This is a genomic window from Pseudarthrobacter sp. RHLT3-21, from assembly GCF_059383495.1.
Genome location: NZ_JBWZCI010000007.1, coordinates 99,725 through 125,320, shown reverse-complemented (window position 1 = coordinate 125,320; position 25,596 = coordinate 99,725). Strand labels below are relative to the sequence as shown.

General features: G+C 66.5%; 25 protein-coding genes. 8 read left to right on the top strand and 17 right to left on the bottom strand.

Going from position 1 to position 25,596, the window contains the following annotated elements; translation table 11 throughout:
- Window positions 1-378: a sterol carrier family protein gene (locus AC50YA_RS10130; protein WP_494982155.1), complete on the top strand. Its 378-nt coding sequence runs from the start codon at window positions 1-3 to the stop codon at window positions 376-378.
- Window positions 379-476: 98 nt separating this feature from the next.
- Here AC50YA_RS10130 and AC50YA_RS10125 read toward each other — a convergent pair whose 3' ends face one another.
- From AC50YA_RS10125 to AC50YA_RS10115, 3 genes are all read right to left on the bottom strand, one after another.
- Complete coding sequence (locus tag AC50YA_RS10125) at window positions 477-1,190, bottom strand: HAD family hydrolase (RefSeq protein ID WP_494982154.1); 714 nt, start codon at window positions 1,188-1,190, stop codon at window positions 477-479.
- Window positions 1,187-1,477 (bottom strand): hypothetical protein, encoded by a 291-nt coding sequence (locus AC50YA_RS10120; protein WP_494982246.1) that lies wholly within the window; start codon window positions 1,475-1,477, stop codon window positions 1,187-1,189. Before AC50YA_RS10120 ends, AC50YA_RS10125 begins: the two co-directional genes overlap by 4 nt.
- 113 nt (window positions 1,478-1,590) lie before the next feature.
- A complete protein-coding gene (locus AC50YA_RS10115) occupies window positions 1,591-3,402 on the bottom strand; it encodes a glycoside hydrolase family 15 protein (RefSeq protein WP_494982153.1) in 1,812 nt (603 codons plus the stop codon).
- A gap of 136 nt (window positions 3,403-3,538) precedes the next feature.
- On the opposite strand from AC50YA_RS10115, the gene AC50YA_RS10110 reads away from it, so the two are divergent.
- Entirely contained in the window at window positions 3,539-4,621 is a 1,083-nt protein-coding gene (locus tag AC50YA_RS10110; protein ID WP_494982152.1) for an App1 family protein phosphatidate phosphatase, read from the top strand.
- A gap of 24 nt (window positions 4,622-4,645) precedes the next feature.
- Here AC50YA_RS10110 and AC50YA_RS10105 read toward each other — a convergent pair whose 3' ends face one another.
- Together AC50YA_RS10105 and AC50YA_RS10100 are read right to left on the bottom strand one after the other, a co-directional pair.
- Entirely contained in the window at window positions 4,646-6,193 is a 1,548-nt protein-coding gene (locus AC50YA_RS10105) for a GH1 family beta-glucosidase (RefSeq protein ID WP_494982151.1), read from the bottom strand.
- Window positions 6,194-6,298: 105 nt separating this feature from the next.
- Entirely contained in the window at window positions 6,299-7,378 is a 1,080-nt protein-coding gene (locus AC50YA_RS10100; RefSeq protein ID WP_494982150.1) for a LacI family DNA-binding transcriptional regulator, read from the bottom strand.
- 77 nt (window positions 7,379-7,455) lie between these two features.
- On the opposite strand from AC50YA_RS10100, the gene AC50YA_RS10095 reads away from it, so the two are divergent.
- Complete coding sequence (locus AC50YA_RS10095; protein ID WP_494982149.1) at window positions 7,456-8,985, top strand: AAA family ATPase; 1,530 nt, start codon at window positions 7,456-7,458, stop codon at window positions 8,983-8,985.
- Here the strand turns inward: AC50YA_RS10095 and AC50YA_RS10090 are convergent.
- Window positions 8,955-9,263 (bottom strand): MmcQ/YjbR family DNA-binding protein, encoded by a 309-nt coding sequence (locus tag AC50YA_RS10090; RefSeq protein WP_494982148.1) that lies wholly within the window; start codon window positions 9,261-9,263, stop codon window positions 8,955-8,957. The genes AC50YA_RS10095 and AC50YA_RS10090 overlap by 31 nt on opposite strands.
- Window positions 9,264-9,268: 5 nt before the next feature.
- The gene (locus AC50YA_RS10085) at window positions 9,269-10,048 is read right to left on the bottom strand and encodes a phosphatase PAP2 family protein (RefSeq protein WP_494982147.1); all 780 of its coding nucleotides are present in this window, start codon (window positions 10,046-10,048) and stop codon (window positions 9,269-9,271) included.
- 109 nt (window positions 10,049-10,157) lie between these two features.
- Between AC50YA_RS10085 and AC50YA_RS10080 the strand changes: the two genes are divergently transcribed.
- From AC50YA_RS10080 to AC50YA_RS10065, 4 genes are all read left to right on the top strand, one after another.
- On the top strand, window positions 10,158-11,279 hold the full coding sequence (locus tag AC50YA_RS10080) for a DNA alkylation repair protein (RefSeq protein ID WP_494982146.1): 1,122 nt from the start codon (window positions 10,158-10,160) through the stop codon (window positions 11,277-11,279).
- A gap of 127 nt (window positions 11,280-11,406) precedes the next feature.
- Window positions 11,407-12,444, top strand: a complete 1,038-nt coding sequence (locus AC50YA_RS10075) for an alcohol dehydrogenase catalytic domain-containing protein (RefSeq protein WP_494982145.1) — start codon at window positions 11,407-11,409, stop codon at window positions 12,442-12,444.
- A gap of 24 nt (window positions 12,445-12,468) precedes the next feature.
- The gene (locus AC50YA_RS10070; protein ID WP_494982144.1) at window positions 12,469-13,308 is read left to right on the top strand and encodes an oxidoreductase; all 840 of its coding nucleotides are present in this window, start codon (window positions 12,469-12,471) and stop codon (window positions 13,306-13,308) included.
- Window positions 13,305-13,712 (top strand): (R)-mandelonitrile lyase, encoded by a 408-nt coding sequence (locus tag AC50YA_RS10065; protein WP_494982143.1) that lies wholly within the window; start codon window positions 13,305-13,307, stop codon window positions 13,710-13,712. The genes AC50YA_RS10070 and AC50YA_RS10065 overlap by 4 nt, the downstream gene beginning before the upstream one ends.
- Window positions 13,713-13,751: 39 nt before the next feature.
- Here AC50YA_RS10065 and AC50YA_RS10060 read toward each other — a convergent pair whose 3' ends face one another.
- The 7 genes from AC50YA_RS10060 to AC50YA_RS10030 all read right to left on the bottom strand — a co-directional run bounded on the left by AC50YA_RS10060 (window position 13,752) and on the right by AC50YA_RS10030 (window position 20,849).
- The gene (locus AC50YA_RS10060) at window positions 13,752-14,642 is read right to left on the bottom strand and encodes a helix-turn-helix transcriptional regulator (protein ID WP_494982142.1); all 891 of its coding nucleotides are present in this window, start codon (window positions 14,640-14,642) and stop codon (window positions 13,752-13,754) included.
- A 112-nt stretch (window positions 14,643-14,754) separates the two neighbouring features.
- Window positions 14,755-15,738 carry a sugar kinase gene (locus AC50YA_RS10055; protein ID WP_494982141.1) on the bottom strand — a complete coding sequence of 328 codons (984 nt, stop codon included), beginning with the start codon at window positions 15,736-15,738 and terminating at the stop codon, window positions 14,755-14,757.
- A complete protein-coding gene (locus AC50YA_RS10050) occupies window positions 15,735-16,427 on the bottom strand; it encodes a bifunctional 4-hydroxy-2-oxoglutarate aldolase/2-dehydro-3-deoxy-phosphogluconate aldolase (RefSeq protein ID WP_494982140.1) in 693 nt (230 codons plus the stop codon). The genes AC50YA_RS10055 and AC50YA_RS10050 overlap by 4 nt, the downstream gene beginning before the upstream one ends.
- Before the next feature lie 5 nt (window positions 16,428-16,432).
- Complete coding sequence (gene dgoD, locus AC50YA_RS10045) at window positions 16,433-17,581, bottom strand: galactonate dehydratase (protein ID WP_494982139.1); 1,149 nt, start codon at window positions 17,579-17,581, stop codon at window positions 16,433-16,435.
- A gap of 6 nt (window positions 17,582-17,587) precedes the next feature.
- Window positions 17,588-18,487 (bottom strand): carbohydrate ABC transporter permease, encoded by a 900-nt coding sequence (locus tag AC50YA_RS10040; RefSeq protein ID WP_494982138.1) that lies wholly within the window; start codon window positions 18,485-18,487, stop codon window positions 17,588-17,590.
- Window positions 18,484-19,425 (bottom strand): carbohydrate ABC transporter permease, encoded by a 942-nt coding sequence (locus AC50YA_RS10035; RefSeq protein WP_463916119.1) that lies wholly within the window; start codon window positions 19,423-19,425, stop codon window positions 18,484-18,486. The genes AC50YA_RS10040 and AC50YA_RS10035 overlap by 4 nt, the downstream gene beginning before the upstream one ends.
- A gap of 131 nt (window positions 19,426-19,556) precedes the next feature.
- The gene (locus AC50YA_RS10030; protein ID WP_463916120.1) at window positions 19,557-20,849 is read right to left on the bottom strand and encodes an ABC transporter substrate-binding protein; all 1,293 of its coding nucleotides are present in this window, start codon (window positions 20,847-20,849) and stop codon (window positions 19,557-19,559) included.
- A gap of 135 nt (window positions 20,850-20,984) precedes the next feature.
- Between AC50YA_RS10030 and AC50YA_RS10025 the strand changes: the two genes are divergently transcribed.
- On the top strand, window positions 20,985-21,803 hold the full coding sequence (locus tag AC50YA_RS10025; protein ID WP_494982137.1) for a FadR/GntR family transcriptional regulator: 819 nt from the start codon (window positions 20,985-20,987) through the stop codon (window positions 21,801-21,803).
- Here the strand turns inward: AC50YA_RS10025 and AC50YA_RS10020 are convergent.
- The 3 genes from AC50YA_RS10020 to AC50YA_RS10010 all read right to left on the bottom strand — a co-directional run bounded on the left by AC50YA_RS10020 (window position 21,800) and on the right by AC50YA_RS10010 (window position 25,295).
- Window positions 21,800-23,650 carry a S8 family serine peptidase gene (locus tag AC50YA_RS10020; RefSeq protein WP_494982136.1) on the bottom strand — a complete coding sequence of 617 codons (1,851 nt, stop codon included), beginning with the start codon at window positions 23,648-23,650 and terminating at the stop codon, window positions 21,800-21,802. The genes AC50YA_RS10025 and AC50YA_RS10020 overlap by 4 nt on opposite strands.
- 185 nt (window positions 23,651-23,835) lie before the next feature.
- Window positions 23,836-24,708 (bottom strand): NAD-dependent epimerase/dehydratase family protein, encoded by an 873-nt coding sequence (locus tag AC50YA_RS10015; protein ID WP_494982135.1) that lies wholly within the window; start codon window positions 24,706-24,708, stop codon window positions 23,836-23,838.
- Window positions 24,705-25,295 (bottom strand): adenylate kinase, encoded by a 591-nt coding sequence (locus AC50YA_RS10010; RefSeq protein ID WP_494982134.1) that lies wholly within the window; start codon window positions 25,293-25,295, stop codon window positions 24,705-24,707. Before AC50YA_RS10010 ends, AC50YA_RS10015 begins: the two co-directional genes overlap by 4 nt.
- Window positions 25,296-25,596: the final 301 nt, after the last annotated feature.

Sequence of the window (25,596 nt, the reverse complement as noted above, 5' to 3'; positions counted from 1 at the left end):
ATGGCTGTAGCGCGCCGTCGGATCGGCATCGAAGAAGGCACCGCGGCACTGGCCGCGTGGCAGGAAGCCGCCGGATCGCCGTCGGACGTTCCACTCCCCCGCAACGTCACCGCCACGGCCGTGCGGTACACGCTGGAGGAGGTGACCGCGCGGGCGCCGGGGAATTCGGTGGAGGTGCGGGTGCCGCCGTTCGGGGTCACCCAGTGCGTGGAGGGTCCGCGGCACACCCGCGGGACCCCGCCCAACGTGATCGAGTGCGACGCCGCCACCTGGCTGGGCATGGTGACCGGCCAGTTGAGCTGGGCGGACGCTGTCGCGGCAAACAGGGTGGCTGCCTCCGGACTGCGCGCGGACCTCTCAGCCCTGCTGCCGCTTTAACTCGCCGTTATTGCGGAGCCCGACGCCGAACTCGCCGGAAACCTTCGAGTTCGCCGGACATTCCGGCGACCTCGAGCGGTTCCGGCGACCTCGAGCTTTCAAGCATCCTGCGGCGTCAGCAGTTTGCCGATGGCGCTTGCCTGCAGGTTGGCCAGGATGTCCCTGGGCCCGTCATAGACCTCGGCCGCGCCGGCCTCGCGGAGTTCAGCTGCACTGGTCCCGCCGCAGGTAACGCCGATGGCGGGGATTCCCAGCGCCGCAGCGGCCTGCATGTCCCACACCGCATCGCCCACATACACGGCGCCGGCCGCGGCAACACCAACAGCTTCCAGCGCCGCCACCAGGATGTCCGGCGCAGGCTTGCTTGCCTTCGCATCGTTGGCGCTGGTGGCGGCATGGATGAACGAGTCGGCACCGAGGGCCCTGCGGGTGGCCGCCAGATCCTGCGTTCGCGCGGATGATGCCAGGGCGACGGCGAGGCCACCGGCGTGGCACTGGGCAAGCAGCTCCTTGGCGCCGTCGAACGGGCGCAACGACGGCCAGCTCTGTGCGAAGACCGCCGCGTGGCTGGCCAGGATTTCGGCGTCGGCGTCCCGGTTCCGGTCAGCAGGAAGGAGGGTGTCCACCAAACGGTCTCCGCCCATCCCGACGCACCGGTGGATGGCGGCCATGGGGACGTCGTGCTGGTGCTGCCGGAACGCCTGCCACCACGCCAAGGTGTGGATATACGCGGAGTCCACCAAGGTCCCGTCAACGTCAAAAAGTACGCCGTACCTCCGCCCGCGGACCAGGGCATGGCTTTGGGTGATCACCCTGCTACAGCGCGCGCGGCCCCGGACAGCTTCTTGCCGCGGCCGGCGCTCTCCTTCGGGGCGGACACGGGGCCAATCCGGTCCCGGATGACGGCTCCAGCGACGTTGCCGCTGCGGTCCCTGATCAAACCCGTACCGGCAATCTCGCGGGCCATGGCAACCCCGGCCACCGCTGCGCGCTTCGTCGGGAAGGTCACCGAGATAGCCATCAGGCTCCCTGAACCATCCAGCATCCGTACCCTGTAGCCGCCGTCAGGCGCATCCACCAGCTCAAAATGTCCGGCCATTACAACCACCCCTCGTTCAGTCACGGCGCTGAGCCCTTTAGGAGCGCTCCGCGAGTCTAGTAAGTATACTTACCTCTCTCCCGGAGGTGAAGAGCGGGCCGGCCCTCAGGCCGTCATTGCCCAACCCTTTCGGTCTCCGGGGGAATAGGTGTGTCACTGCGGCGAACTGTATCCTGATGAAGCTCAAGAGCGCTTGTCACAAGCGCGAAGTGGCTGAAAGCCTGGGGCGTATTGCCCAGCTGCCGTCCTGCCCTGACGCCCCACTCCTCGCTGAGCAGGCCTACATCGTTGCGCAGTTCCAGCAGCCGTTCGAAGAGCTCAGTGGACTCCTCGGTGCGCCCTGCGCCCAGCAGCGCCTCCACCAACCAGAAGGAGCAGGCCAGGAAAACGCCTTCGTCTCCCGGGAGTCCGTCGTCGCTGTCGGCGGGACGGTAGCGGAGCACAAACCCGTCTTCGGTGAGCTCCCGCTGGATCGCGTCGATGGTCCCGAGCACGCGGGGATCATCAGGCGGCAGGAAGCCCACCCGCGGGATCAGCAGGAGGCTGGCATCCAGCTCCGGTCGGCCATACGACTGCACAAAGGTGTTGCGGGCAGGGTCGAAGCCGTTGGCCATGACGTCCCGGTGGATGGTGTCGCGAAGGGCCTCCCAGCGTTCCACGGGGCCGGGCAGGCCGAAGTCGCGGACGCCCTTGACCATCCGGTCAGCGGCCACCCAAGCCATCACCTTGGAATGCGTGAAATGGCGCCGTGGCCCGCGCATCTCCCAGAGTCCGTTGTCCGGCTGGTCCCAGATGGTCTCCAGGTGCTGCATCAGGGCAACCTGAACGTCCCAGGACTCATCGGTGTGTTTCAGCAGCGAGTTCCTGGTCAGCGCGAGGCAGTCCAGCACCTCGCCCCAGACGTCCAACTGAAGCTGCTCGGCAGCGCCGTTCCCGGTCCGCACCGGTTTCGAATTCTCGTACCCGGCAAGCCACGGCAGTTCCATCTCCGGAAGCCTGCGTTCGCCGTGGATCCCGTACATGATCTGCAGGTCGGCCGGGTCGCCCGCCACGGCGCGGAGCAGCCAGTCACGCCAGGCGGCAGCCTCGGCGGTGTAGCCGGCGGCCAGCAGCGCCTGCAGCGTCATGGCGGCGTCCCGCAGCCAGCAGTAGCGGTAGTCCCAGTTGCGGGGACCGCCGAGCTGTTCGGGCAGGGACGTGGTGACGGCAGCGACGATGCCGCCCGTGGGAGCGTACGTCAGGGCTTTCAGGGTCACCAGCGAACGGACCACGGCATCCTGGTACTTGCCTTTGACTGTGCACTGGGACGCCCAGCCGCGCCAGAATGCCAGGGTGGTGCCCAGCACTACCTCAGCATTCACCGTGTGGGGGCGGGGAACATGGCTGGGCGCCCACGTCAGGACAAAAGGGACGCGCTCCCCGGCCTGGACGGTGAAGTCGCTGACGGAGTGCATATTCTCGCCGTGGAGGGGCGCCTTGGTGACAAAGTAAACAGCGTCCGGGCCGGCGATGGCATGCAGGCCGTGCTTGTCGCGCCGCACCCAGGGAACGATGTGCCCGTAATCGAACCTCAGCGCCAGTTCGCCGTGCATCCTGACGCTTCCGCTCACGCCCTCGACTATCCGCACGATGTCCGCCACCTCGTCACGTGGCGGCATGAAATCAATAACCCGGACAGTACCCTCGGCGGTATCCCATTCTGTTTCCAGGATCAGGGTCCCGTCCCGGTAGCCGCGCCTGGTGCACGTGCCGCCACTCTCGGGCGCCAGCAGCCAGCGTCCGGCCTCCGGCGTATCCAAGAGCGCGTTGAAACATGCCGGGGAGTCGAAGCGCGGCAGGCAAAGCCAGTCGATGGAGCCTTCTGTGCTGACCAGGGCGCCGGTGTGGAGGTCGCCAACAACTGCATAATCTTCAATGCGCGCCATTCCCATACACTGCCACACGGATTGCTGATGGGGTTGGGTGGGCACTCCATGTTCCTGATTGAGGGCTGACGTCACGGACGACGGCGGGACCGGCGCACGTGCCCGGCGAGCGGCTGCGCTGTGGCAGAGTGGAGACATGGACAGGGCTCCTCAGAATTCACCGCAGAACACTCCGCACCCCGCACCAATGTCCGGCACCCAGATTTTCCGCCTGGCGCACCGGATCTCCGCCGTGGTCAACGCCGTCCGCATCCAGCTCGCCAAGGGCTGGAATTTCGCACCGCAGACCATCGCGTACCAGGGCTACGGTTCAACCGGCTGGGTACGCGTGCTCGGCCGCGTCCTGTTAACCAAGAATCCGGCCCCAGGCAGCCGGGCCGAGCAGGCGGCCCGCAACGGCACGCAAAACATCCGCGGCTGGCGGGCCTTCACCAGCGTTCCGGTTCAGTTCATCGAAGTGGAAATCACCATCGGCGGCGTCACCACCCGGGTCCGGGCGGACCGGGGCGGGCTCATCGACACGGTGGTGGACGTGAAGCTCTCCCCCGGCTGGCACACCGCCGTTCTGCGGGCTGAGGGAACAGAACCCGTGGAGACGCTGATCCAGGTGATCAGCGCCGACGCGAAGTTCGGCATCGTGTCCGACATCGACGACACCGTGATGGTCACCGCCCTGCCCAGGCCGTTCCTGGCACTGTGGAACACTTTTGTCCTCAGCGAACGGGCACGGATGGCCACACCGGGAATGGCCGTCCTGCTGGACCGGCTCACGCTTGAACACGCCGACGCGCCGGTCATCTATCTGTCCACGGGTCCCTGGAATGCCGCCCCCACCCTGGCGCGGTTCCTGAACCGGAACATGTATCCTTCCGGCGCCCTCCTGCTCACCGACTGGGGCCTGACCCAGGACCGCTGGTTCCGCAGCGGGCAGGAGCACAAGCACCGCAACCTCGAACGCCTTGCCAAGGAATTCCCGGACGTGCGCTGGCTCCTGATCGGCGACAACGGCCAGCACGACGAACAGATCTACTCAGGCTTCGCCCAGGAAAACGCCGACAAAGTGGCCGCCATCGCCATCCGGCAACTCTCCGTGAGCGAGTCCGTCTTCGCCGGCGGGCACTCCGACGACGGCGATCACACCACCTCTGTGGTGCCGTGGATCTATTCGACGGACGGCGCGGGGATGGCCAAACAGCTCAAGGTCCTGGACCTCCTTTAACCCCGCCAAGCCAGCCCCATCAGGCTAGGCGGTGGCACCTGAGGTGGTCACGCCGTCGTCGGGCGCTTCCGTTATGTCCGGTTCCGGGCTGGCGGCCTGCGCGACGGCGGCACCCGCCGCCGCGGCAAGGTTCCGCTCCTCGATGAGCTCCTGCAGCCAGAAGTAGGACGCCTTTGGCGTCCGCTCCAGGGTCTCGAAATCGACATGGAGCAGGCCGAACGGCTGGTTGTAGCCTGCCGACCATTCGAAATTGTCCAGCAGCGACCACACGTAGTAGCCGCGCAGGTCAATGCCCTCGGCTTCACCGCCGGGAGCCGTCGCCTTCAGCGCGGACTCGATGTGGTCCGACAGGTATTTCAGCCGCCGTTCGTCCGGGATGAAGGTGGTGTTGGTGGACTTGTCCCGGACGATGATGTCCTCAAAACTGGCCCCGCCCTCGGTGATGATCACCGGCGGCAGATGCGGGTACCGTTCCGCCATTTCCTTCAGCGCCACCGTCATGTACTCGGGCTTCACCGGCCAGCCGTAGGAGGTGATGTCCGCTTCGGGCCAGGCCCCCACGTGGAACGGCGTGGAGACATTGCCGGCCGCACTCAGGTCACTGCCCATGGCCTCCGCCATGCTCGCCGGCACAGCCCCTTCACCGGGGCCGACGGCCACCTTGGTGGGCATGTAGTAGTTCAGGCCGTAGAAATCCAGCGGCTGGGAGATGATATCCATGTCCTCGTCCGGGTGGTCGAATGAGCCGAAGAACTTCGCGGCCCGGATGAGATCCGGATACTTGCCCGTCAGGACAGGGTCCGCGTACAGCCGGTTTTGTGCGATGTCCATCAGGCCTGCACTCATCCAGTCCAGGGGGTTGATGGAATTCGGGACCATGGGCGAGTACACGTTGCTCATCCCAATCTCGCCGGGGACACCCGCCGCCCGCAATGCCTGCATCGCGAGCCCATGGCCCAGAAGCTGGTGGTGCACGGTGGGCAACGCGTTGAGCATCAGCGCTTCGCCCGGTGAGTGCAGGCCCATGGTGTAGCCGTTGGTGCTGACCGTGGCGGGCTCGTTGATGGTGACCCAGCGGGCAACGCGGTCGCCGTACGCAGCGGCGGCGATCGCGGCGAACTCCCCCAGGCGGTAGGCGGTATCGCGATTCATCCAGCCGCCGGCGTCGTCCAGTGCCAGCGGAGTGTCCCAGTGATAGAGGGTGACCATGGGCGAAATCCCGTTGGCCAGGAGCTCGTCCAGGAGCCGGTCGTAGAAGGCCAGCCCGGCAGGGTTCACCGGGCCGCTGCCGTTGGGCTGGATCCGGGGCCAGGAGAGTGAGAACCGGTACGAGTCGACGCCCAACTGCTTCATGAGGGCCACGTCGCCGGGCATGCGGTGGTAGTGGTCGCAGGCCACGGCAGGGCTGTGGCCGTCCACGATGGCTCCCTCCTTGGCCGAAAACATGTCCCAGCCCGCCGGGCCCCTGCCGTCCTCGGTGAGCGCGCCCTCTATCTGGAAGGCTGCGGTGGCTACCCCCAGCGTGAAGTCCGCGGGAATGAGGGCGGCCAGGTCCTTGGCGGAAATGTGCATGGGGTCAGCTCTTTATGCCGGAGAAGCGTGGAACGCGTACATCTCAGAATGGCACACCGGAACGCGGCTGACGAGATCCCGGGCGGGCCAGTTATCTGCGGGTGACTAGGCCGGCGCCAACGCCTGCACCGAGGTTCGTTCCACGCTGGGACAGTAGATTTTTGCGACGGCACTGGCCGGCGCTTCATCGAGGCCCAGCAGCATCCGCACCCCGGCTGCACCAAGTTCGTAATGGGGCAAGGATACCGTGGAAAGCGGGGGCCGGAGGTGGGCGGCGATGACTTCCTGGTTGTCGAACCCCACCACAGCCATGTCGTCCGGGATGGACATGCCGTGCTCGCGCAGGCCGTCGTAAAGTCCCATCGCCATTCGGTCGTTGTAGCAGTACACGGCGGTGACGTCGCGCTTGAGGAGTTCCTCCGTGGCTCCGTACCCGCCCTCCTGGTCTGGGTAGGCTTCCAGGACCAGACCCGCGTCGAACGGAATGCCTTCCGCTTGCAGCGCTTCCTGGTAGCCCTGGAGCCGTCCGTCCTTGGCCGGGGCCGGGATGGTGGCGTTGATGAAGGCGATCCTGCGGTGGCCGTGCTTCAGCAGGATCTCGGTGGCTGACCGGCCGCCCTGTACTTCATCCGGGACGACAGCCCGGGAGCCGGGCTCCGTGGAATAGCAGTTGACGAGGACGAAGTCCGACTCCCGAAGGGACGCCGGGATGTCCGTGGCCCGGTGGAACCAGGTGGAGTAGAGGATTCCGCGCACCTTGTATTCGAGCATCATGGCGATGGCGTCCGTCTCCAGTTCGCGGTTGCCTTCGGTGTTGGCGATGAGAAGCGCATAGCCGTGCTTCCATGCTTCATCCTGGGCGCCGTGGATGATCTGGCCGGCAAATGGGGTGGTGGCAATGGCGTCGGCGACGAGCCCGATGAATCGCGAACTCCCGCTGACCAGGGTTTGTGCCATGGCATTGGGCCGGTAACCCAGGTCCCGGATCGCGTCCCGCACCCGTTGGCGCGTCTCGTCGGAAATCCGTGCCGTCTTTTTCTTGTTCACTACCAAGGAGACGGTGGCAGTGGAGACGCCCGCGGCCTCGGCTACTTGCCGGAGGGTGACGGGTTGGCGGCGCCCGGGACGTTCGAGGGGTGCAGCCGCACCCAGTGGCGTGCCCGAACTATTCTCCTGCGAAATCATGTGCCCTCCTTGAGGAGTATATCCATCTGTTCCTGCCGTCATCCCTTGGCCGCCCGGCGCACTGCTAGGGTCTGTGCATGGATGAAAAACTGGGGAAGTTCATCGACGATTTTTCCGAGCTGGTTCAGCTGGCGCAGGCGGGAAACCACCGGCAGCAGGCGGGTAAACAGCTGCTCGAAGCATTGACGGAGCATCTGGGAGAGCCGGCCGATGGCCTCTCCGTGGTGGTGGAAAATATCCCGCCGCACCGGTTTGTGGACGCGGACATCCTGATGGCGGAGTTTGCCGGTCAGGATCCGGACAGCCGGCTGGTGGGCATCGGCGGCGCCCAGCGGCACCACCAGTCACTCAGCGACATGGTGCAGCAGTCGCAGCTGTTTCCCCAGTTTCCGCTGTCCCAGCCCGACTACACGAACCTTGCCGTAGGACCTGATGCGCAGCGGCAGGCGGTGGCCATGGGGCTCTGGCTCTTCAGTTTCGAAGGACACAGGCTGGCGGTCTTTCAGCGCGACGCGGACCCGCGGACTGGGCGTCAAACCGCCACCTTGGAAGTGCTGGCCGCCGGGCCGCAAACAGCCACGGAGTTCCTGGCGGAGTTCCGCCTCCGGATGGAAAACAACAGCGTCCTCAAGGGGCAGGTCATCTCCCTGGTCATGTCCGAGTATGGGCCGAGCACGGCGGGAGTGACGTTCCACCACCGCCCCAGCCTCCCGGCGTCGGACGTCATCATGCCCGACGGCCTGCTGCAGAAGGTCGCGGACCACACCGTGGGCATCGCCACGCACCGGGCGGCCCTCAAGCAGCACGGCCAGCACCTCAAACGCGGCATCCTGCTGTACGGCCGGCCCGGGACCGGCAAGACGCACACCGTGCGCCACCTGCTGAGCCAGAGTGAAGGTTCGACGGCGATCCTCCTCTCGGGCGGGTCGCTCGCCAGGATCTCGGAGGCGGCACGCATGGCGCGGGCGCTGCAGCCCTCGATTGTGGTGCTGGAGGACTGCGACCTCATTGCCGAGGACCGGAGTTTTGGGCACGGGCCGCAGCCGCTGCTGTTTGAGGTGCTGGACGCCATGGACGGGCTCGATAACGACGCCGACGTTGCGTTTGTCCTCACCACCAACCGGCCGGACATGCTGGAGCGGGCGCTGGCGCAGCGCCCGGGCAGGGTGGACCTCGCGGTGGAGATCCCGCTCCCGGCCCATGCCGAACGCGTCCGGCTGCTGGAACTCTACGGCCGCCTGGTGGCGTTCAGCCCGGCGGCACTGGATGCCGCCGCGGAACGGACGGCGGGAACCACAGCATCCTTCGCCCGGGAACTGGTCCGGCGGGCTGTGGTGGCTGCGGCGCTGGATGACGCGCCGGTGTCCGATTCGCATCTGGCGGCCGCCGTGGAGGACCTGATGGCCGACGCCGAAACCCTCACCCGCAGCCTGCTGGGCAGCGGCACGGACGCGGCCGGTTCGCCTGGTTTCCCGGGACCTGGTTTCCAAGGGCACGGCTTCCCTGGACCCGGCGTCCCAGCCCCGGGCATGCCAGGCCCGGGTATGCCCGGGCCCGGCCTCTCCGGATCGGCCGGTCAGGGCCCCAGGCCGCCCGCCAGCCGGTAGGACTCCTCAAGCAGTTCCGCCAGTTCCTCGGTGCCGATGCGGTCCAGCCGGACCAGTACCAGCTGCGGCGAACGCTCATGGTGCAGGGTCCAGAAATACGTACCGGGTTCCGTGCCGGCCAGGGCCTCCCGCTCGGTGGTCTTGACCGTCAGCACGCCGTCCTCCCACAGGCGCGCCATCAGGGTCTTCGCGAACCAGGCGGGCTGGTTCCAGCTGCTGCGTTCGGTGACACCGGGCAATGCCAGGCACATCCTCCGCACGTCCTCCTCGGTTGCCATAGCGGCTAGTCCCCCGGTACGTCCGCTTTGGAGAGCTCGCCCGTGATCCGTTCGCCGGGGATCCGCGCGGTGCGCCACGTATCCAGGGCGATGACGGCACCGAGAATCAGCAGGGAGAGGGAAATCGAGGCCATCGCATCGCTGAACCAGTGGTAGCCGAGGTACAGGCGGCTCAGCGCGGCCAGGACAACGCCGATGCCCGCGCCGACGAAGCCGATAGCGGCCGACCTCGGGTTTTCCCGCCTCGAGAACACGAGGAAGGTTGTCACCAGCAGGAAGTCACAGGCACCCAGCACATGGCCGGACGGGAACGAGAACGTGTGGTCAGCGCCGAACAGCATCAGTTCCACCGGCGGCCGCGAGCGCTGGACGATCGCCAGGATGATCTGCGATATCACGACGCCGGTCAGCATCGCGGTGGCGAGGACAATCGGCCGCCAGGCGTGCTTGGCCGCGACCCCCCACACAACCGTCACCACCAGCACGATGATGGGCAGGGCAACGGGGCCGAAGACCACAGCGAGAAAGATCATCACAGCAGTGAGGGTGTCCGACCGGAGCGAGAGCAGCCAGTCGCGGATGGATTCGTCGGGCCCCCAGGGGCCGGTGTTGCTCTGCAGAACGCCCACCAACGTAACGATGAACAGCAGGGCCCCCACACTGATGAGCACCACAGCCGTCCGGTACAGAGCCTTGCGCGCGGCCGGTTCCATAAAGCGTTCCTCCACCACGAACTTGTCATGGAAGGTCCGCCAAAGACTGTTCTTGCCTGCCTGTTCTGCCACTGTGTTTCCGTCCGTGCGCCGTTGAGGAGTGCTTAGGGTGAAGAATATCCCTTCTGCCCGGTGTTGGCCCTCCGCCGGGCCTGTCAGCCCGCCGGGGTAGCCTGACTCAATGGGCGCGATGAATGAGCTGATCAACCGGCAGGGTGTGGAAATACTGGCCCGGATACTGGCTGAGGCCGCTCCGGGATCGGACTGGCCACACGTCGCTGCTGCCGCCGCACAATTGGACGAGCTCAGCCTGCGCGGCCGGACGGATGCGGTGAGCAGTGCGCTGCTGGCGGATGTGCGGCAGCTTCCGGATCCGGGATATCCGACGGCGGCACGCATCTTCCGGAGCGCCCTTTCCGGAGCCGGTTTCACGGGTTGGATCCTGTGGCCGGTTTCCGAGGCCGCCGTCACGCTGGCTCTGGAACCGGCTAACGGCTTGAACCCCGGCCGCGACTTTGACGACTGCCTGGCCCTCCTGTCCGAACTGACCCCGAGTCTGACCGGCGAGTTCGCCATCCGCCGACTGCTGGCCGCGGACCTGGAGCGCTCCCTCGAGATCATTCAGGGCTGGACCGGGCATCCGGATGAGCATGTCCGCCGGCTGGCCAGCGAGGGGACGCGGCCGTACCTGCCCTGGGCGGTGCGGGTACCCGCCGTCGTGCTTCATCCGGAGGCGTCCCTCCCGATTCTGGACGCCCTGTACCGGGACCCCTCCGAGTACGTGCGGCGCTCGGTGGCGAACCACCTCAACGACGTGGCGCGGCACGCGCCCGCTCTGGTGGCGGCGACAGCTGCTGGCTGGCTGGCCGCCCCGGACGCCAACACCGCGTGGGTGGTCAGGCACGGCCTGCGGACCCTGATCAAGAACGCACACCCCGGTGCGTTGGCCCTGCAGGGGTTCGTGCCGGCGTCGCTCGCTGTCACGGGGCCGCGGCTGAACCGGAACTCGGTGTCCATGCCGGGAGAACTGGCTTTCGACTTCGAGATCGCCAATACCGGGAACGGCGATGCCCGGCTCGCCGTTGACTACGTGGTCCACTACGTCAAAGCCAACGGCAGGCAATCGGCCAAGGTCTTCAAGATCGCGGCGCTTACACTCGCCGCCGGTGAGACCCGCGCACTCTCGAAGCGCCATTCATTCCGGCCGATGACCACCCGGGTGCACCACCCGGGGGTCCATGCCCTGGAGCTGCAAATCAACGGGATCCGCCACGGGCATACGGAGTTCGAGCTGCACCTCTGAGCTATTCCGGTTGGGAGGCACTGCGGGTACCTGTATCAACAGCCACTCCCACACACGCGGAATATGCGGTTGGCTATAGAAGTAAGACCCGGGCTCCAGCCCCTGACGAAGTGATGAGGAAACGAAAATGCGAGCAACCATCATGTATGGCGCCGGCGACGTGCGCGTGGAAAACGTGCCCGACCCCGTCATCCAGAATCCGACCGACGCCATCGTGCGGATCGTCAATTCCTGTATCTGCGGCTCCGACCTGCACCCCTACCACGGCATGCCCCCGTCCCGGCAGGGCAGCCCCATGGGCCACGAGTTCATCGGCGTCGTCGAGGAAACGGGCAAGGCCGTGTCCACCCTGCAGAAGGGCGACTTCGTCATCGCCCCGTTCGCCTGGTCCGACGGGACCTGCGACTTCTGCCGTGAAGGTCTGCAGACCTCCTGCCGACACGGCGGGTTCTGGGCCGCCGGCGGAATCGGCGGCGCCCAGGCCGAGGCCGTCCGCGTCCCGTTCGCTGATGGCACCCTGGTCAAGGCCCCGGTGGGTGAGGACAGCGAGCTGCTGCCCTCGCTCCTGACCCTCTCCGACGTCTACGGCACCGGCTACCACGCCGCCATCAAGGCAGGCGTCAACGCCCGGACCACTGTCACAGTCATCGGTGACGGCGCCGTCGGACTGATGGCGGTGCTGTCCGCCAAGCAGCTCGGTGCCGAGCAGATCATCCTGATGGGCCGGCACAAGGCCCGCACTGACCTGGGCATCGAATACGGCGCCACCGACGTCGTCGCCGAACGCGGTGAGGCCGGCATCGAGAGGGTCCGCGAACTCAGCGGCGGCGACGGAACGCACACCGTTCTTGAGTGCGTGGGGCACCGGCCGGCGTACGACCAGGCCCTCGGCGTTATCCGCCCGGGCGGCGTCATCAGCAGGGTGGGCGTGCCCCAGTACGAGGACGCCCCCATCGGTTTCGGCTCCATGTTCGGCCCCAACATCACGCTCACCGGAGGCCCGGCCCCCGTCCGCGCCTACATCGAGACGCTGCTGCCCGGCGTTCTTGACGGCACCGTGAACCCGGGCAAGGTGTTCGACCGCACCATCAACCTGAACGACGTGCCCGACGGCTACCGCGCCATGGATTCGCGCGAAGCACTGAAGGTCCTCGTCCGTCCGTAGCGTCACTCTCGAAAGGAAACAACCATGGCTACCTGGCTCATCACAGGCTGCTCGACCGGACTCGGCCGCGCACTCGCCCAAGCCGTGCTCTCGCACGGCCACAACGCCGTCGTCACAGCACGAAGCCTCACCGCGGTGGAAGACATCGCGGCCGCCTACCCGGACACGGCCCTGCCCCTTCAGCTCGACGTCACCAACAGCGCAGAGATCGGCTCCGTAGTACAGCAGGCCCGGACGCGCTTCGGCGGCATCGACGTGCTGGTCAACAACGCCGGCTACGGCTACCGCTCAGCGGTTGAAGAAGCGGACGACGCCGACATCCGGCAATTGTTCGACACAAACGTCTTCGGCGCCATCGACATGATCAAAGCAGTCCTCCCGGGCATGCGCGCGAACCGGTCAGGGTCCATCCTGAACATCTCCTCGATCGGAGCGCGCATCTCGCCGGCCGGATCCGGATATTACTCCGCAACCAAAGCGGCCCTGGAGGGCTTGTCCGGATCCCTCCACAGAGAACTGCAGCCACTCGGGATCAACGTCACCGTCATCGAGCCCGGCGCGTTCCGCACCGATTTCGCGGGCCGCTCGCTGACCCAGTCAGCGACGGCGATTGAGGACTACGCGGAGACGGCCGGGAAACGCCGCAAGGAGAACGATACGGTCCACGGCACCCAGCCGGGCGACCCGGCCAAGGCGGCGGAAGCCATCCTGGCGGTCGCCGCAAGCCCGAACCCGCCGTCTCTGCTGGTGCTCGGCAGCGACGCGTTCAACGCATTTGCGGCCGTCGCCCAGGCACAGCGCACCGAACTGGACCAATGGCGGGACCTCAGCCTCAGCACGGACATCGGAGGAGAACAACCATGAGCACGCAGAAGCAACCGAAGGCCCCCACCGTCAAGGGACCCGAGGACTGGTTTACCGGCGACGTCTACTTCAACGCGTACTACTCCGGTCAGCGACCCTCCCGAGCCCGGCTGAATCTCGTGCGCTTCACCCCTGGCGCGCACACCGCCTGGCACAAGCACGCTGTCGGGCAGACCCTGCACGTCACGGAAGGCATCGGGTACGTGCAATCGCGTGGGGAAGAGCTGATCAAGCTGCAGCCCGGCGATACCGTCTATACGCCCGCGGGAGAGTGGCACTGGCACGGTGCGACGGAAGACAACTTCATGTGCCACCTCGCCCTGTGGGAAGCGCCAGTGGACAGCGACGAGCCCGAAACAGTCTGGGGTGCCAAGCTCACGGCCAACGAATACCCCTCGACGTAGGAAGACGACAGGCACCCGCAGTAGGGCCGCAGCGCGGCGTTACTGCCGGTGCCTTGCAGTCGGTCCTGGTTCGGCAAAGGCCTCCTCGTGTGTGGCAGCCCAGGAGGCCAATAGCTGCAACGCATCGGCCGTCGGGGAGCCCGCCGGTGCGGTGTAGACGTTCAACACCAGGCCCGGCTCACTGGGCAGCTCCATGGACTGGTAGTTCAAGTCAAGGTTACCCACCACCGGGTGATGCAACCGCTTGAGCCCGCTGCGGTGGAAGACCACGTCCCGGGAAGCCCACCGGTCCCTGAACAGCTCGCTCTGCGTCGACAGCTCGCCGACGAGCCGGATCAGTTCGGGATCGTGCGGATGGCGGCCTGCTTCGAGCCGGAGCATCGCCGCGGCATCGTTGGCGATCTGATCGTAGTCACGCCAGAACTCCCGGGCCGCCGGGTCAAGGTAGGTGAACCGGGTGGTGTTCACAGGCCGGCGCGCATCTTTGAACACGGGCGCGTAAAGGGCCCGCCCCATCCGGTTTGCAGCCAGGATGTCATGGCGGCCGTTGCGAACCCACGCCGGCGCGTCAGCCATGGCATCGAGCACCTGCTGGACTTCGGGCCGGACGGTACCGGCAGGCTTGCTGCGGCTCCTGCGAACCGGCCCGGCGGCGCGGGCGAGGTCAAAAAGGTGCTCCCGTTCGGCTTCGTCCAGCTTCAACGTGCACGCAAGGGCATCCAGCACGCTTTCCGACGCCCCGGCGAGGTTGCCGCGCTCCAGCCGCACGTAGTAGTCCACGGACATGCCGGCCAGCATCGCCACTTCCTCACGCCGCAGGCCGGCGACCCGCCGGTTCCCGCCGTACGCAGGCAAGCCGGCCTCCTCGGGCGAAATCCGCGCCCGCCGGGAACTTAGAAACTCCTTTATGTCCGCGCGCACATCTCCCATACCCCTACGGTAAGCGCCCGCGGTCCCGGGCGGCAGGCACTGTCAGTACCTGCCTGCTCCGCGCCCAAGGAATGGAAGCCCAGACAAGACAAGCCCAGACAAGACCCGGACGCTACCGCTGGGTGGTTCCGCTGGCGGTGGTGCCCAGCATGGCGAGCTCGGCCCGGCTGGGCAGGCCCTCCCAGTCGCCGGCAGTGCTGACGGCGAAGGCCCCCATGACGGCGCCGCGTTGCAGGCGGCCGGCAACGTCCTCGCCGTCGAGCAGGGCAGAGAGGTAGCCGGCGGTGAAGGCGTCCCCCGCGCCCACGGTATCGATGCTTGTCACCGCGACGGCGGGCGCCTCGAACCGCCCGGAAGCTGCGTGGACGCCGGCGCCGGCGGCTCCCCGCTTGACCACGACTTCACCGACCCCCTGCTCCAGCAACGAGGCAGCGAGCGCGGTTTCGGCGTCGTCGTTCCCCAGGAAATCAGGGCCGCTCAAGGCGGCGGACGCCACCAGGTCCAGTTCGTCGTCGGACGCTATCAGGATGCTGGCGTGCCGCGCGATAGGAGACAGCACGGCGCGGGCCTCGTCCCGGGTCCAGAGCCGGCTGCGGTAGTTGACGTCGAGGGAGACCACCACACCGTCCGCTGCGGCACGCTCGGCGGCGTATTCAAACGCCTTCCGGGCTTCCGGGCTGAGGGCGGGGGTGATGCCGGTCAGGTGCAGGACGCGCGGGCCGGCAGCGAGGGCAGTGTCCACGTCGTCCCGGCTGACGGTGGAACCGGCCGAACCTGCGCGGTAGTAGAAGGCCCGGGTTACGTCCGCGGTCCGCTGTTCGAGGAACATCACGCCCGTGCTGCGGGACGGATCCACCCGGCATTGCGTCCGGATGCCCTCGGAGCGGAGCTGCCGCAGGATGTATTCACCGTGCGGATCGGCGCCAACCGCACCGGCCCACGTGACGCTGTGGCCCAGCCGGGCAACGCCCACAGCGACGTTCGATTCTGCGCCGGCCACGTGCATGGCCAGGCTGCCGCCGGCGGACAAAGGCCCGGCGGACCGCAGCGACACCATGGATTCGCCGAAGGTCAGAAGGTCGACGGCGGCGCTCACCGCACGCCCGCTGCCGCGGTCGCTGCGGCCGTCCGGCGGGCAAAGGCGTCCGCCAGGTCCACAAACGCGCGGGCACGCCCGCGCATCGGGGCTAGGTCTCCACCGGAGCCGGCATCACCGAACAATGGCCCGCCAAGCCCGACGGCAATCGCGCCGGCTTCCCAGTAGCCCGCCGCCTCGTCCAGGCCCACGCCGCCCACAGCGATGAACGGGATCCCGGGGAAGGGATCGCGCAGGGCTTTGAGGTAGCCGGGGCCGCCGATTGACGCGGGAAAGAGCTTGACCGCCGTAGCACCGCGGTTCATCGCTTCGTACGCTTCAGTGGGGGTCAGGGCCCCGGCCAGGACAGGAACGCCCTGCCGCGCCGACTCCGCGATCGATGCCGCCAGAGCCGGGGTCACCATAAACTGGCCGCCCGCCTCTGCCACGTTGTGCACGTCCTGAACGGTCAGCACGGTTCCGCCGCCCACGTAGCAGCCCGCCGGCGCGGCAGCGCGGACCTCCCGGATTGCCTCCAGCGCCCCCGGCGTGGTCAGGGCGATTTCGACGAAGCGGAACCCTTCCGCCATCGCGGCGAGGGCAGCCTGCGCGGCGGCCTTGCCGTCCGTGCCGCGCACGATTCCCACGAGCCGCGACTCCTGAATTCCGGACAGCAGGGCTTCGGGCGTGATGTCCGTGCTGTCAGTCATGTTGTCTACCATTCTGCAAAGGCTCCGTCCGAGTGGCGCCAGACCGGCCCGCGCCAGGCGTGGCCGCGCTTGTCTGCGGCGCGGACCACGGCCTCGTCGATTTCAATGCCGAGGCCGGGGCCGGTCAGCCGTTCAATGTGGCCGTCCACGAACTTCAGCGGCGATTTGTCCACCACATAGTCCAAAACTTCGGCGCCCTGGTTGTAGTGGATTCCGATGCTCTGTTCCTGGATCAGGAAGTTGGGCGTCGCGAAGCCCACCTGCAGGCACGCTGCCAGGGCGAGCGGCCCCAGCGGGCAATGCGGGGCCAGCTGGACGTCGTAGATTTCCGCGAGCGAGGCGATCTTGCGGACCTCGGTGATGCCGCCGGCGTGCGAAAGGTCCGGCTGGGCCACGGCAATGCCGGCCTGCAGGGCGGGCAGGAATTCCTGCCGGCTGTAGAGCCGCTCACCGGTGGAAACCGGCGTCGTGGTTGAGGAGGTAAATTCGCGCAGCAGGTGCGTGTTTTCCGGAACCACGGGTTCTTCGAGGAAGAACGGCCGGTACGGTTCCAGCAGCGGCGCCACCCGTCGGGCGTTGGCTAGGCTAAAGCGGCCATGGAAGTCCACCGCGACGTCGCGGTGATCCCCCAGCACCTCGCGGGCCGCGGCAACACGGCGGACGACGCCGTCGATCTCTGCGACCGAGGCGACGGGACTCATCCGGCCGCTGGCATTCATCTTGACGGCGGTCAGGCCCACTTCCAGCTGGGCGCTGATCTGGTCCGCCACTTCGTTGGGTTCGTCCCCGCCCACCCAGCCGTACATCCGGATCCTGTCGCGGACGTGGCCGCCCAGGAGCTGGTGCACGGGGGTGTTGAAGTGCTTGCCGGCGATGTCCCAGAGGGCCTGGTCCAGTCCGGAGACTGCACTGGCCAGGATGGGTCCGCCGCGATAGAAGGAGCCCTTGGTCATGACCTGCCAGTGGTCTTCGATCCGGAGCGCGTCGTTGCCGATCAGCAGCTCCGAGAGCTGGCCGACGGCGGTGCGGACCGTTTCGCTGCGCCCCTCGCAGGTTGCCTCGCCCCAGCCAACGATGCCGCTCTCGGTCTCGATCCGGACAAAGAGCCATCGCGGCGCGACGAGGAAGGTTTCAATTCTGCTGATGATAGTCATGCCGGCCTAGCCCTTCGTAGCGCCGGCGGTCATGCCGGAGACGATGTACTTCTGCGTGAAGAGCGCAATGATCATGATGGGGATGGTCACCACGGTGGCGGCCGCCATCAGTCCGCCCCAGTCGATGCTGGCGTAGGAGACAAAGTCGAAGATGGCCACGGGAAGCGTCTTGGTCTTGGACCCGGACAGCACCAGGGCGAACATAAAGTTGTTCCACGAAAAGATGAAGGACAGGATGCCGGCGGTGGCCATGCCGGCCACGGACAGCGGAAGCGTGATGCGCTGGAACGCGCCGATGGGGGTGAGTCCGTCCACCTGCGCCGATTCCTCTAGTTCCATTGGGAGTGAATCGAAGTAGCTCATCATGATGTAGACGATCAGCGGCAGCGCGACGAACATGTGGCTGAGGATCAGCACCTCGAACCCGCCCACCATTTTCAGGTTGGAGAACACGTAGTACCAGGGGACCAGCAGCGAGACGCCCGGAATGACGCGGGCCATCAGGACCACCAGGGCTGAGCGGTGCATGGTGAACCGGCTCATGGCGTAGGCAGCCGGGACGCCCAGCACCAGCGAGAGGGCCGTGGAGACAAAGGCCACCCAGAAGCTGTTGAAGATGAACACGAAGTAGTTGTTCCGCTGTAGCACATTCGCGTAGTTCTCGAATGTGGGACTGAAGATGAACGATTTGGCGGTGTCGTAGATGTCAACGTTGGTCTTCAGCGAAGCCAGCAGCATCCAGAACAGCGGTGCCACCAGGAACAGCACGACGGCGATAAGGGCGGCTACGCGGAAGACCTTGTAGGCACGGGTGCCGAGGGGCTTCTTTGGGCGGCGGACCGGCCGGGGCTGCCCGGCGGGGGTTCGGTTTTCGATGTCTTCTGTGTTTTCGTTCAGTACGGTCATTTGCTTACCGCTTTCTTGCGCATGGTCAGCAGCCACATGGAGCCGATGATGATCATGAAGAACAGGATCAGCACCGCGGAGGACAGCCCGTACTGGTTGTAGTCGAAGCTCAGCCCGTAGGCGTAGACGTTCAGGGTCTCCACTTCGTGGAAGGATCCGCCGCCCTTGCCCTTGGTGGCGTACAGGATGTCGAAGGTCTTCAGGGCGTCGATGCCCCGGAGCAGGATGGCCACGATCACGGTGGGCATCATGAGCGGCAGGGTAATGAAGAAGAACCGCTGGAACGCGTTGGCGCCGTCCATGCGGGCCGCCTCGTCGGGCTCCTCGGACAGGGAGGTCAGACCGGCAAGCAGGATCAGGACCACCATGGGGGTCCACTGCCAGACGTCCATGAAGATGGTGGTGCCGAGTGCGGTGTCCTGGCCGGACAGCCAGGGCTGGGCGGGGATGCCCACGGCGCCGAGGAGCTGGTTCGCGAACCCGATGTTGGGATCGAAGATCAGCCGCCACATCATGCCAACGGCTACAGGGGTGGCGACGAGCGGCAGCAGGATGGCTACCCGGACCCACTTTTCGCCGCGAAACGGGCGCCAGAGCAGCAGGGCAATGCCCATGCCGAGCGCCACTTCGCAGACCAAGGCAACGCCGGTGAAGGTGAGTGTGCGGCCCACCGCAGGCCAGAAGCGTTCGACGTCGGACAGGACCGTCATGTAGTTTTCCAGGCCGATGAACTCGGTGGCTGCCCGGACGGAGCCCTGCGAGTCGGTCAGGCTCAAGTACAAAGTCCAAGCCAGCGGGAAGATGATCAGGACGCCGACGAAGGCCATCGCCGGGGCTGCGAAGAGCCATTTGCGGTGCCGGTTGGCCCAGTCAGAGAATTTGTCGCGGCCACTGGGGGCACGGCCTGCATTCCGGGCTGCGCTGCGGGGAGAAGTCATTACAGACATGGTTCACCTAAGGAGTTGGGGGGTGAAGAGTGGCCAGGGCGGGACGGCAGCGTCACTGCCGTCCCGCCGGGGCTGTTGGGGGCACCGGGCCACATTGGCTGAGCCCCGGTGCACCGCGTGCGTTACTTCTTTTCGCTGTCCAGGAACTTCTGGAAGGCCTCATGGGCCGAGTCCGCTGCTGCGGAAGCGTCGGCGCCGGTGATGCTGGCAACAATCGGCTCGCCCACGATTTCGCGGGCCTTGCCTACGGTGACTACCTCGGGACGGTCGTGGCCCACGCCGTTTTTGGCGCTGGTGGCAATGGCTTCGGCCAGATCCTTCGGGTACGTGGCGGTTCCCGCGGAGTCAGCCCAGACGGAGGCGCGGGGTCCGGGGACGCCGGCCTTCTGTGCGGCCAGGGTGCGTTCCTTACTCGTGGCCCACTGGATGAACTTCCAGGCGTTGTCCTGGTTGCCCGAAGCCTGGTTCACGGCCAGGCCCCATGACGGGATGTTGTACGGCTTGGAGCCGGCGGGACCGGCGGGCAGTGCGGCGAACCCGACCGTGTCGGCCACCTTGGACTTGGCAGGATCGGTGGCGTTCTTGTAGAGCGAGTCTGCCTCGGTGTAGAAGGCGGCCTTGCCCTGCGTGAAGATTGCCATCGCTTCGGGCCAGCTCATGTCCGTGCTGACGTTGGCGGGGCCGTAGTTCTTGATCAGGCCACCGTAGTAGGCGTAGGCCTTTTTGGCAGCAGCCGAGTTGACCGTGGACTTGCCGCTGGAATCGGTGAAGTCGCCACCGAAGCTGTACAGGAAGCTGGAGAACTGGGTGACAGCAGCGGACTTGCCGGTGCGGGCCACAAAGCCGGCAGTGTCCGGGTTGGCTGCCTTGATGGCCTTGGCGGCCGCTTCAAGCTCCTCCATCGTCTTGGGAACCTCAAGGCCGGCAGCCTTCAGCAGGTCCTTGCGGTAGTAGAGGACTTCGCGCTCGGTGATGATGGGGACGCCCACAACCTTGCCGTCCGCCGTGGTGGCCTTGACCGGGCCCTCCTGGTAATCCTTCCAGTCCCAGCCCGAATCCGAGGAAACCTTGCTGGTCAGGTCCGCGAGGTAGCCGTTCTTCGCGAACGCCTTGCCCTCCTGGAGCGGGCGGTACATCATCACGTCGATCTCGTCGCTGCCGGCGTTGAGCTTGACGTTGTACTGATCCGAAAGCTGGTCTTCGCCGAGCTGGGTCAGTTCCACCTTGAGCCCGGAGGACTTCTCGAATTCCGGAATGGCGGCCTTGATGCCTTCGGTCCAGACGTGGTTGGCGAGAGTCACCCGGACTACGCCCGATTCCTTGGCGTCGCTGCTACCGCTGCCGCCGCAGGCTGTCAGGCCCATTGAAAGTGCCGCGGCGACTGCCGCGTACTTCATTACTGAACGTCGCTTCATGACGACTCCCTTGCTTTTAGGCTGACCTCACTGTCCAGCCAACTACAAATGCATCTTTACATCTGCTCTGGAAGAGAGCATAGGTAAATAAGGCAGACTTAAACAACCCCTTTTGGTAACGAGTATGATTTATCTATGAAAACCCCAAAGGCGGAGTCCCCTACTGACCGGCATGCTGCGTTGGTCCAGAGCCTCGGACTCGCCATCGCAGAGGGGTCCCTTGCCCAGAATTCGGTGGTGCGGCTGGACGAGCTGGAGGCGCAGCACAAGGTATCCCGCTCAGTGGTCCGGGAAGCCGCCCGGGTCCTGTCATCGAAAGGCATGCTGGCATCCCGCAGGCGGTTCGGCACTGTGGTGCAGCCCGAGGACTCCTGGAATCTGTATGATCCCCAGGTGATCCGCTGGCGGCTGGCTTCGTCCCGGCGGCTGGAGCAGCTTCAGGCCCTCAACGAACTCCGTGGCGCGATCGAACCCCAGGCCGCCCGGCTCGCGGCCGAGCGCGCGTCATGGGATGCCGGCAGCGATCTTGTCTCCCTGGCAGCGCGGTTATGGGCCGCGGGTCAGCGCGGAGAGCAGGAGGAGTTCCTGCGGCTGGACGTGGAGTTCCATGCCGCCGTCCTCAAGGCTTCCGGCAACGCCATGTTTGCCCAGCTCCAGAATCTTGTGGCCGCGGTCCTCACCGGACGGACGGAACACGGCCTGATGCCGGCCCTGCCGCAGCACGAAGCACTGCAGCTGCACGTTGACGTGGCCAGCGCCATCCAGCGTGGTGAGGCCAGCGCGGCACACGCCGCCATGAGCAGGATCGTGGAACAGTTCGCCGAAGAGGTTGGCCATATCTGGTCCGAACATTACGCCGACGACGTGCCGGACGCGTCCCTGCAGCACGCAACGGAGGCCGACGGCGCCCCCCAATTGCCGCCGTCGGCCTCCCCTTCACCCATCGGCAGCTAGAACGAACCCGTGGTGAACTGCCAGGTCGTGGTGGCCAGCTGATTGCCCGCGAGGTCGCGGATGGACGTCCCGCCGCCGGTGACGGTCACTGTGTATTTCGTCTTGGCCGCAAGGGTGTTCTGCGGGTCCAGGATCCACTGGTTGCCGGTGCCGTTGCGGACGACGGCGGCCGGGACCACGGCCCCTGTGGCGGCGTTCCTCACCGTGAACGTGGCCGTGCCGACGCCCTGGACTGGCTCACTGAAGGTCACCGAGAGGTTGTTGTTCCGCCTGACCAGGATGGAGTTGCTGCCCGGCGTGAACCCCGTGACCGTGGGCGCCGGGCCGGTGGTGAACGTCCAGCTCGTGCTGGCCAGCGGTGTGCCTGCGGTGTCTCGGATGGCGGTGGCGCCACCCACCAGCGTCGCCGTGTAGGTGACATCCTCGGCCAGGTTGGCGGACGGATCCAGGGTGGCCGTTCTGGTTGTGGCGTTGTAGCTCACCGTTGCCGGCATGGCAGTGCCGGCGGCGTTCCGGAGCACATATGTTCCGGTGCCAACCCCTTGGACGGCCTTGCTGAACGTGGCCGTTACGTTGCTGGCGACGGGCACCGCCGTCGACTGCGGTCCGGGTGATTTGGCCGTAACTGTGGGGGCAGGGGCGGGCGCTGGTGCGGGGGCGGGTGCTGGTGTTGGTGCTGGCGTAGCCGGCGCCGTGGCGTACAGCAGGCGGTTCGGCGTGCCGGCTCCGGAGCCCGTGATGACTCCGGCGGTGGCGTTCGAGGTCAACGCAGAAGCGACCTGGGCCGGGGTGAGTGCCGGGTTCTGGGACAGCAGCACCGCCGCGGCGCCGGCCGTGTGGGGCGCTGCCATGGACGTGCCGGACATGGAGGCAGTTGCCGTGGACGACGTGAAATACGCGGAGGTGATGCCGACGCCGGGTGCATACAGATCCACGCAGGAACCGAAGTTGGAGAAGGAGGCCTGGCGGTCGGCGGAATCGCTGGCCGCCACCGTGACCGCTGCCGGGAGCCGCGCCGGCGAGCTCCCGCTGGCGTCCGCGGCGGAGTTGCCGGCGGCAACCACTGCCGTGACGCCGTCGTTGATGACACCCTGGAGCGCGGAATCCACGGCTGCGCTGGCCGCCCCGCCCAGGCTCATATTCACCACGGCGGGTGTTCCGGCGGCGTGGTTGGCGGCGATCCAGTCCAGGCCAGCCACCACGTCGGAGTTGAAGCCGGAGCCGGAGCAGTCCAGGACCCGGACGGGGACGATCGTTGCGGCCTTCGCCACGCCGTAGGTGGTTCCGGCCACCGTCCCGGCCACGTGCGTGCCGTGGCCGTTGCAGTCGCCCGAGCCCCGGCCATCAGCTACGGCCGTCCAGCCTGCCGCCACCCGGCCGGCAAACTCGGAGTGCGAGGCGAGCACGCCGGTGTCCACCACGTAAGCGCTGACTCCGGCGCCGGCGGCGGTCCAGGTGTAGGAACCCGAGAGCGGCAGGGCCCGCTGGTCCACCCGGTCCAACCCCCACGGCGCGGGCTGCTGCGTCGCGGACACGGTAAGGGGCGCATCCACCTCCACGGATGCGACGCCGGCCGAGCGGGACAGTGCCGCGGCTTGCGCCGGCGTCGCAGTGACCACGGCGCCGCGCAGGGCGTGCGAAAAGGAGCGGCCGACGCCGATGCCCTGGGACTTCAGGCGGGCCGCCTCAGCAGGGACGTCAGTTTCCGCGGTGTAGCGGACCAGGTACCGGACGCTTGGGTCGTTGCCGGCCGGCGCAACGGCCGCGGCGGGCAGGCCGGAGGCGGTCAGGGCCACCGCAGATATCAGCATGGCGGCAGCGGGCAGCACAAAACGGAAGGTGCGCATGGTGGGGTCCTAGCGTGGCGGTCTGGACTGTTGTGGGCGGCGGAAATCCCCGCTTAGCACCAGAATAGGAGCCCGCAACCCGACGTGCCCGGGAATTGAGCCGATCCTGCGCCAACCCTTCGACGGCTGCGGAATTCTGTGGCTTCCCTTGATGATCTGCACTCGGCGCTTAAGTTATCCGCACCTCAGTCCTCCGTGGACGTGGTCCTGTTGGAGTGGTAAGTCCGCCACGTATGTTCAGGCTCGAAGCCCAACAGGCGCCGGGCCTTGTCGATGGACAGCATGGTCTCGTGTTCGCCCAGATCCTTGGTCACGGTGACGTTGGGGAACACCTCCGCGGCAAGGCTGGCGCTGGAACGCGTCATGACGGTGTCCGCGTTCGCGATGATGAAAGCCTCGAATCCAGGCTGGCCGTTTTCCAGCGCACGCGCCACAGCCTGCGCGCCGTCGCGCCCGTCGATATAGCCCCAGAGGTTCCACTTGCGAAGCGTGGCGTCGGCATCGAACGACGGGAACCGTTCGTAGTCCTCAGGGTCCATGACGTTGGAGAACCGCAGGCCCGTGATGCTCAATTCCGGATCCCAGCGCGTCAGCTGGATCGCCATCTGCTCCTCGAGGTGCTTCACGAGCGAGTAGGTACTTTCCGGCCGGGCGGGGTATTCCTCATCCACGGGGATGTAGGGAGGGTCCACGTCGAAGGGCAGTCCCAGCACTGTCTCGCTGGAGGCGTAGACCACCTTTTTGATCCCGGCCCGCCGGCACGCCTGGAAGACGTTGTACGTGGACAGCATGTTGTTCTCGAACGTGGCCGCGTCCGGCATTAGGCCCGGTGCGGGTACGGCGCCCAAGTGGACAACGGCGTCGAACCCGGTGAGCCTGCTGTCAAGGCTGAAAAGCACATCCAGGACCTGCCCGTAGTTGCGCAGGTCCACGATGGCAAGCCCCGGGCTCCGTTCCCCAGTCCTGTCCAGGTTCATCACCTGGTGGCCCTCCTCGGTGAGCCTGCGGACCACGTGCCGTCCCAGTTTTCCGCTTCCGCCGGTCACTGCAATCTTCATGGTGTCACTCCTGGTGCTAGGAACTTTTCGACGGCGGCGATGGCACGTGTGGTGATGGCGCCGGGGTCACCGCTGCCGTCCACCGAAACCACCATGCCCCGGCCGGCGTAGACCGCCACGACCTCGTGGGTTTCGCGGTGGTAGAGGTCCAGCCGGCGCCGGAACACCTCGATGGTGTCGTCCTTCCTACCCTGTTCCTTGGCCCGCTGTAGCATCCGTTGCTCGAGTTCGGAATCGGGGGCGCGGAGTTCCACCACGGCGTCGAGACGGTGGCCCTGCGAAGCCAGCATGTTGTCCAGTTCCATGATTTGAGGAGCTGTGCGGGGGTACCCGTCCAGCAGGAAACCGGGCTGCAGATCGGCGTCGAGGAGCCGGTCCTTCACCAGGGCGTTGGTGAGCTGGTCCGGCACAAAAGCACCGTCGTCGAGATACTTGGCGGCCTCCAGACCCAGCGGCGTCTCCTGGCCGACGTTGGTCCGGAAGATTTCTCCCGTGGATACCGTCGGGATGCTGAAATGCCTGGCGATGTGCACCGCTTGGGTGCCTTTCCCTGAGCCCGGCGGCCCGATGATGAGCAGTCTGGTCATGTTCCTGTCCCTCCGCGGCGTCCTTGCCGGCTGGTCTCGGGTTCACCGCCGGCAGCGCCAACGTGTGCCTCATTCTGCCCATAAGTCGCAGCACAACACCAGCCTCCGGGAGGGCACCTGGAGGCTGGCGTTGTTGTGAAGGGTCTGCCATGCCTGCGGGGTGTCGCCTATCCCTGTGTCGCCTGTCCCTGTCCCATTCGACGCCGAGGAGTGGGCCAGCCTAACCGAGTAGACCAAGTAGGGCGGGAGCTTTTAGGAGAAGAAAGACAAGTACCTACCCACGTTGTTATGGGTAATTACC

Bases quoted from the DNA above. Each gene is read 5' to 3' on its own strand.
- AC50YA_RS10075 (WP_494982145.1), top strand. From the start codon at position 11,407: ATGCGAGCAACCATCATGTATGGCGCCGGCGACGTGCGCGTGGAAAAC.
- AC50YA_RS10105 (WP_494982151.1), bottom strand. From the start codon at position 6,193: ATGCACATTTCCGCCAAGGACCTGGCCGCCCTCATTCCCGCGGACTTC.
- AC50YA_RS10010 (WP_494982134.1), bottom strand. From the start codon at position 25,295: ATGACCAGACTGCTCATCATCGGGCCGCCGGGCTCAGGGAAAGGCACC.
- AC50YA_RS10065 (WP_494982143.1), top strand. From the start codon at position 13,305: ATGAGCACGCAGAAGCAACCGAAGGCCCCCACCGTCAAGGGACCCGAG.
- AC50YA_RS10115 (WP_494982153.1), bottom strand. From the start codon at position 3,402: ATGGCGCGCATTGAAGATTATGCAGTTGTTGGCGACCTCCACACCGGC.
- AC50YA_RS10130 (WP_494982155.1), top strand. From the start codon at position 1: ATGGCTGTAGCGCGCCGTCGGATCGGCATCGAAGAAGGCACCGCGGCA.
- AC50YA_RS10120 (WP_494982246.1), bottom strand. From the start codon at position 1,477: ATGGCCGGACATTTTGAGCTGGTGGATGCGCCTGACGGCGGCTACAGG.
- AC50YA_RS10030 (WP_463916120.1), bottom strand. From the start codon at position 20,849: ATGAAGCGACGTTCAGTAATGAAGTACGCGGCAGTCGCCGCGGCACTT.
- AC50YA_RS10100 (WP_494982150.1), bottom strand. From the start codon at position 7,378: ATGATTTCGCAGGAGAATAGTTCGGGCACGCCACTGGGTGCGGCTGCA.
- AC50YA_RS10095 (WP_494982149.1), top strand. From the start codon at position 7,456: ATGGATGAAAAACTGGGGAAGTTCATCGACGATTTTTCCGAGCTGGTT.
- AC50YA_RS10070 (WP_494982144.1), top strand. From the start codon at position 12,469: ATGGCTACCTGGCTCATCACAGGCTGCTCGACCGGACTCGGCCGCGCA.
- AC50YA_RS10040 (WP_494982138.1), bottom strand. From the start codon at position 18,487: ATGACCGTACTGAACGAAAACACAGAAGACATCGAAAACCGAACCCCC.
- AC50YA_RS10080 (WP_494982146.1), top strand. From the start codon at position 10,158: ATGGGCGCGATGAATGAGCTGATCAACCGGCAGGGTGTGGAAATACTG.
- AC50YA_RS10090 (WP_494982148.1), bottom strand. From the start codon at position 9,263: ATGGCAACCGAGGAGGACGTGCGGAGGATGTGCCTGGCATTGCCCGGT.
- AC50YA_RS10110 (WP_494982152.1), top strand. From the start codon at position 3,539: ATGGACAGGGCTCCTCAGAATTCACCGCAGAACACTCCGCACCCCGCA.
- dgoD (WP_494982139.1), bottom strand. From the start codon at position 17,581: ATGACTATCATCAGCAGAATTGAAACCTTCCTCGTCGCGCCGCGATGG.
- AC50YA_RS10025 (WP_494982137.1), top strand. From the start codon at position 20,985: ATGAAAACCCCAAAGGCGGAGTCCCCTACTGACCGGCATGCTGCGTTG.
- AC50YA_RS10020 (WP_494982136.1), bottom strand. From the start codon at position 23,650: ATGCGCACCTTCCGTTTTGTGCTGCCCGCTGCCGCCATGCTGATATCT.
- AC50YA_RS10050 (WP_494982140.1), bottom strand. From the start codon at position 16,427: ATGACTGACAGCACGGACATCACGCCCGAAGCCCTGCTGTCCGGAATT.
- AC50YA_RS10035 (WP_463916119.1), bottom strand. From the start codon at position 19,425: ATGACTTCTCCCCGCAGCGCAGCCCGGAATGCAGGCCGTGCCCCCAGT.
- AC50YA_RS10015 (WP_494982135.1), bottom strand. From the start codon at position 24,708: ATGAAGATTGCAGTGACCGGCGGAAGCGGAAAACTGGGACGGCACGTG.
- AC50YA_RS10060 (WP_494982142.1), bottom strand. From the start codon at position 14,642: ATGGGAGATGTGCGCGCGGACATAAAGGAGTTTCTAAGTTCCCGGCGG.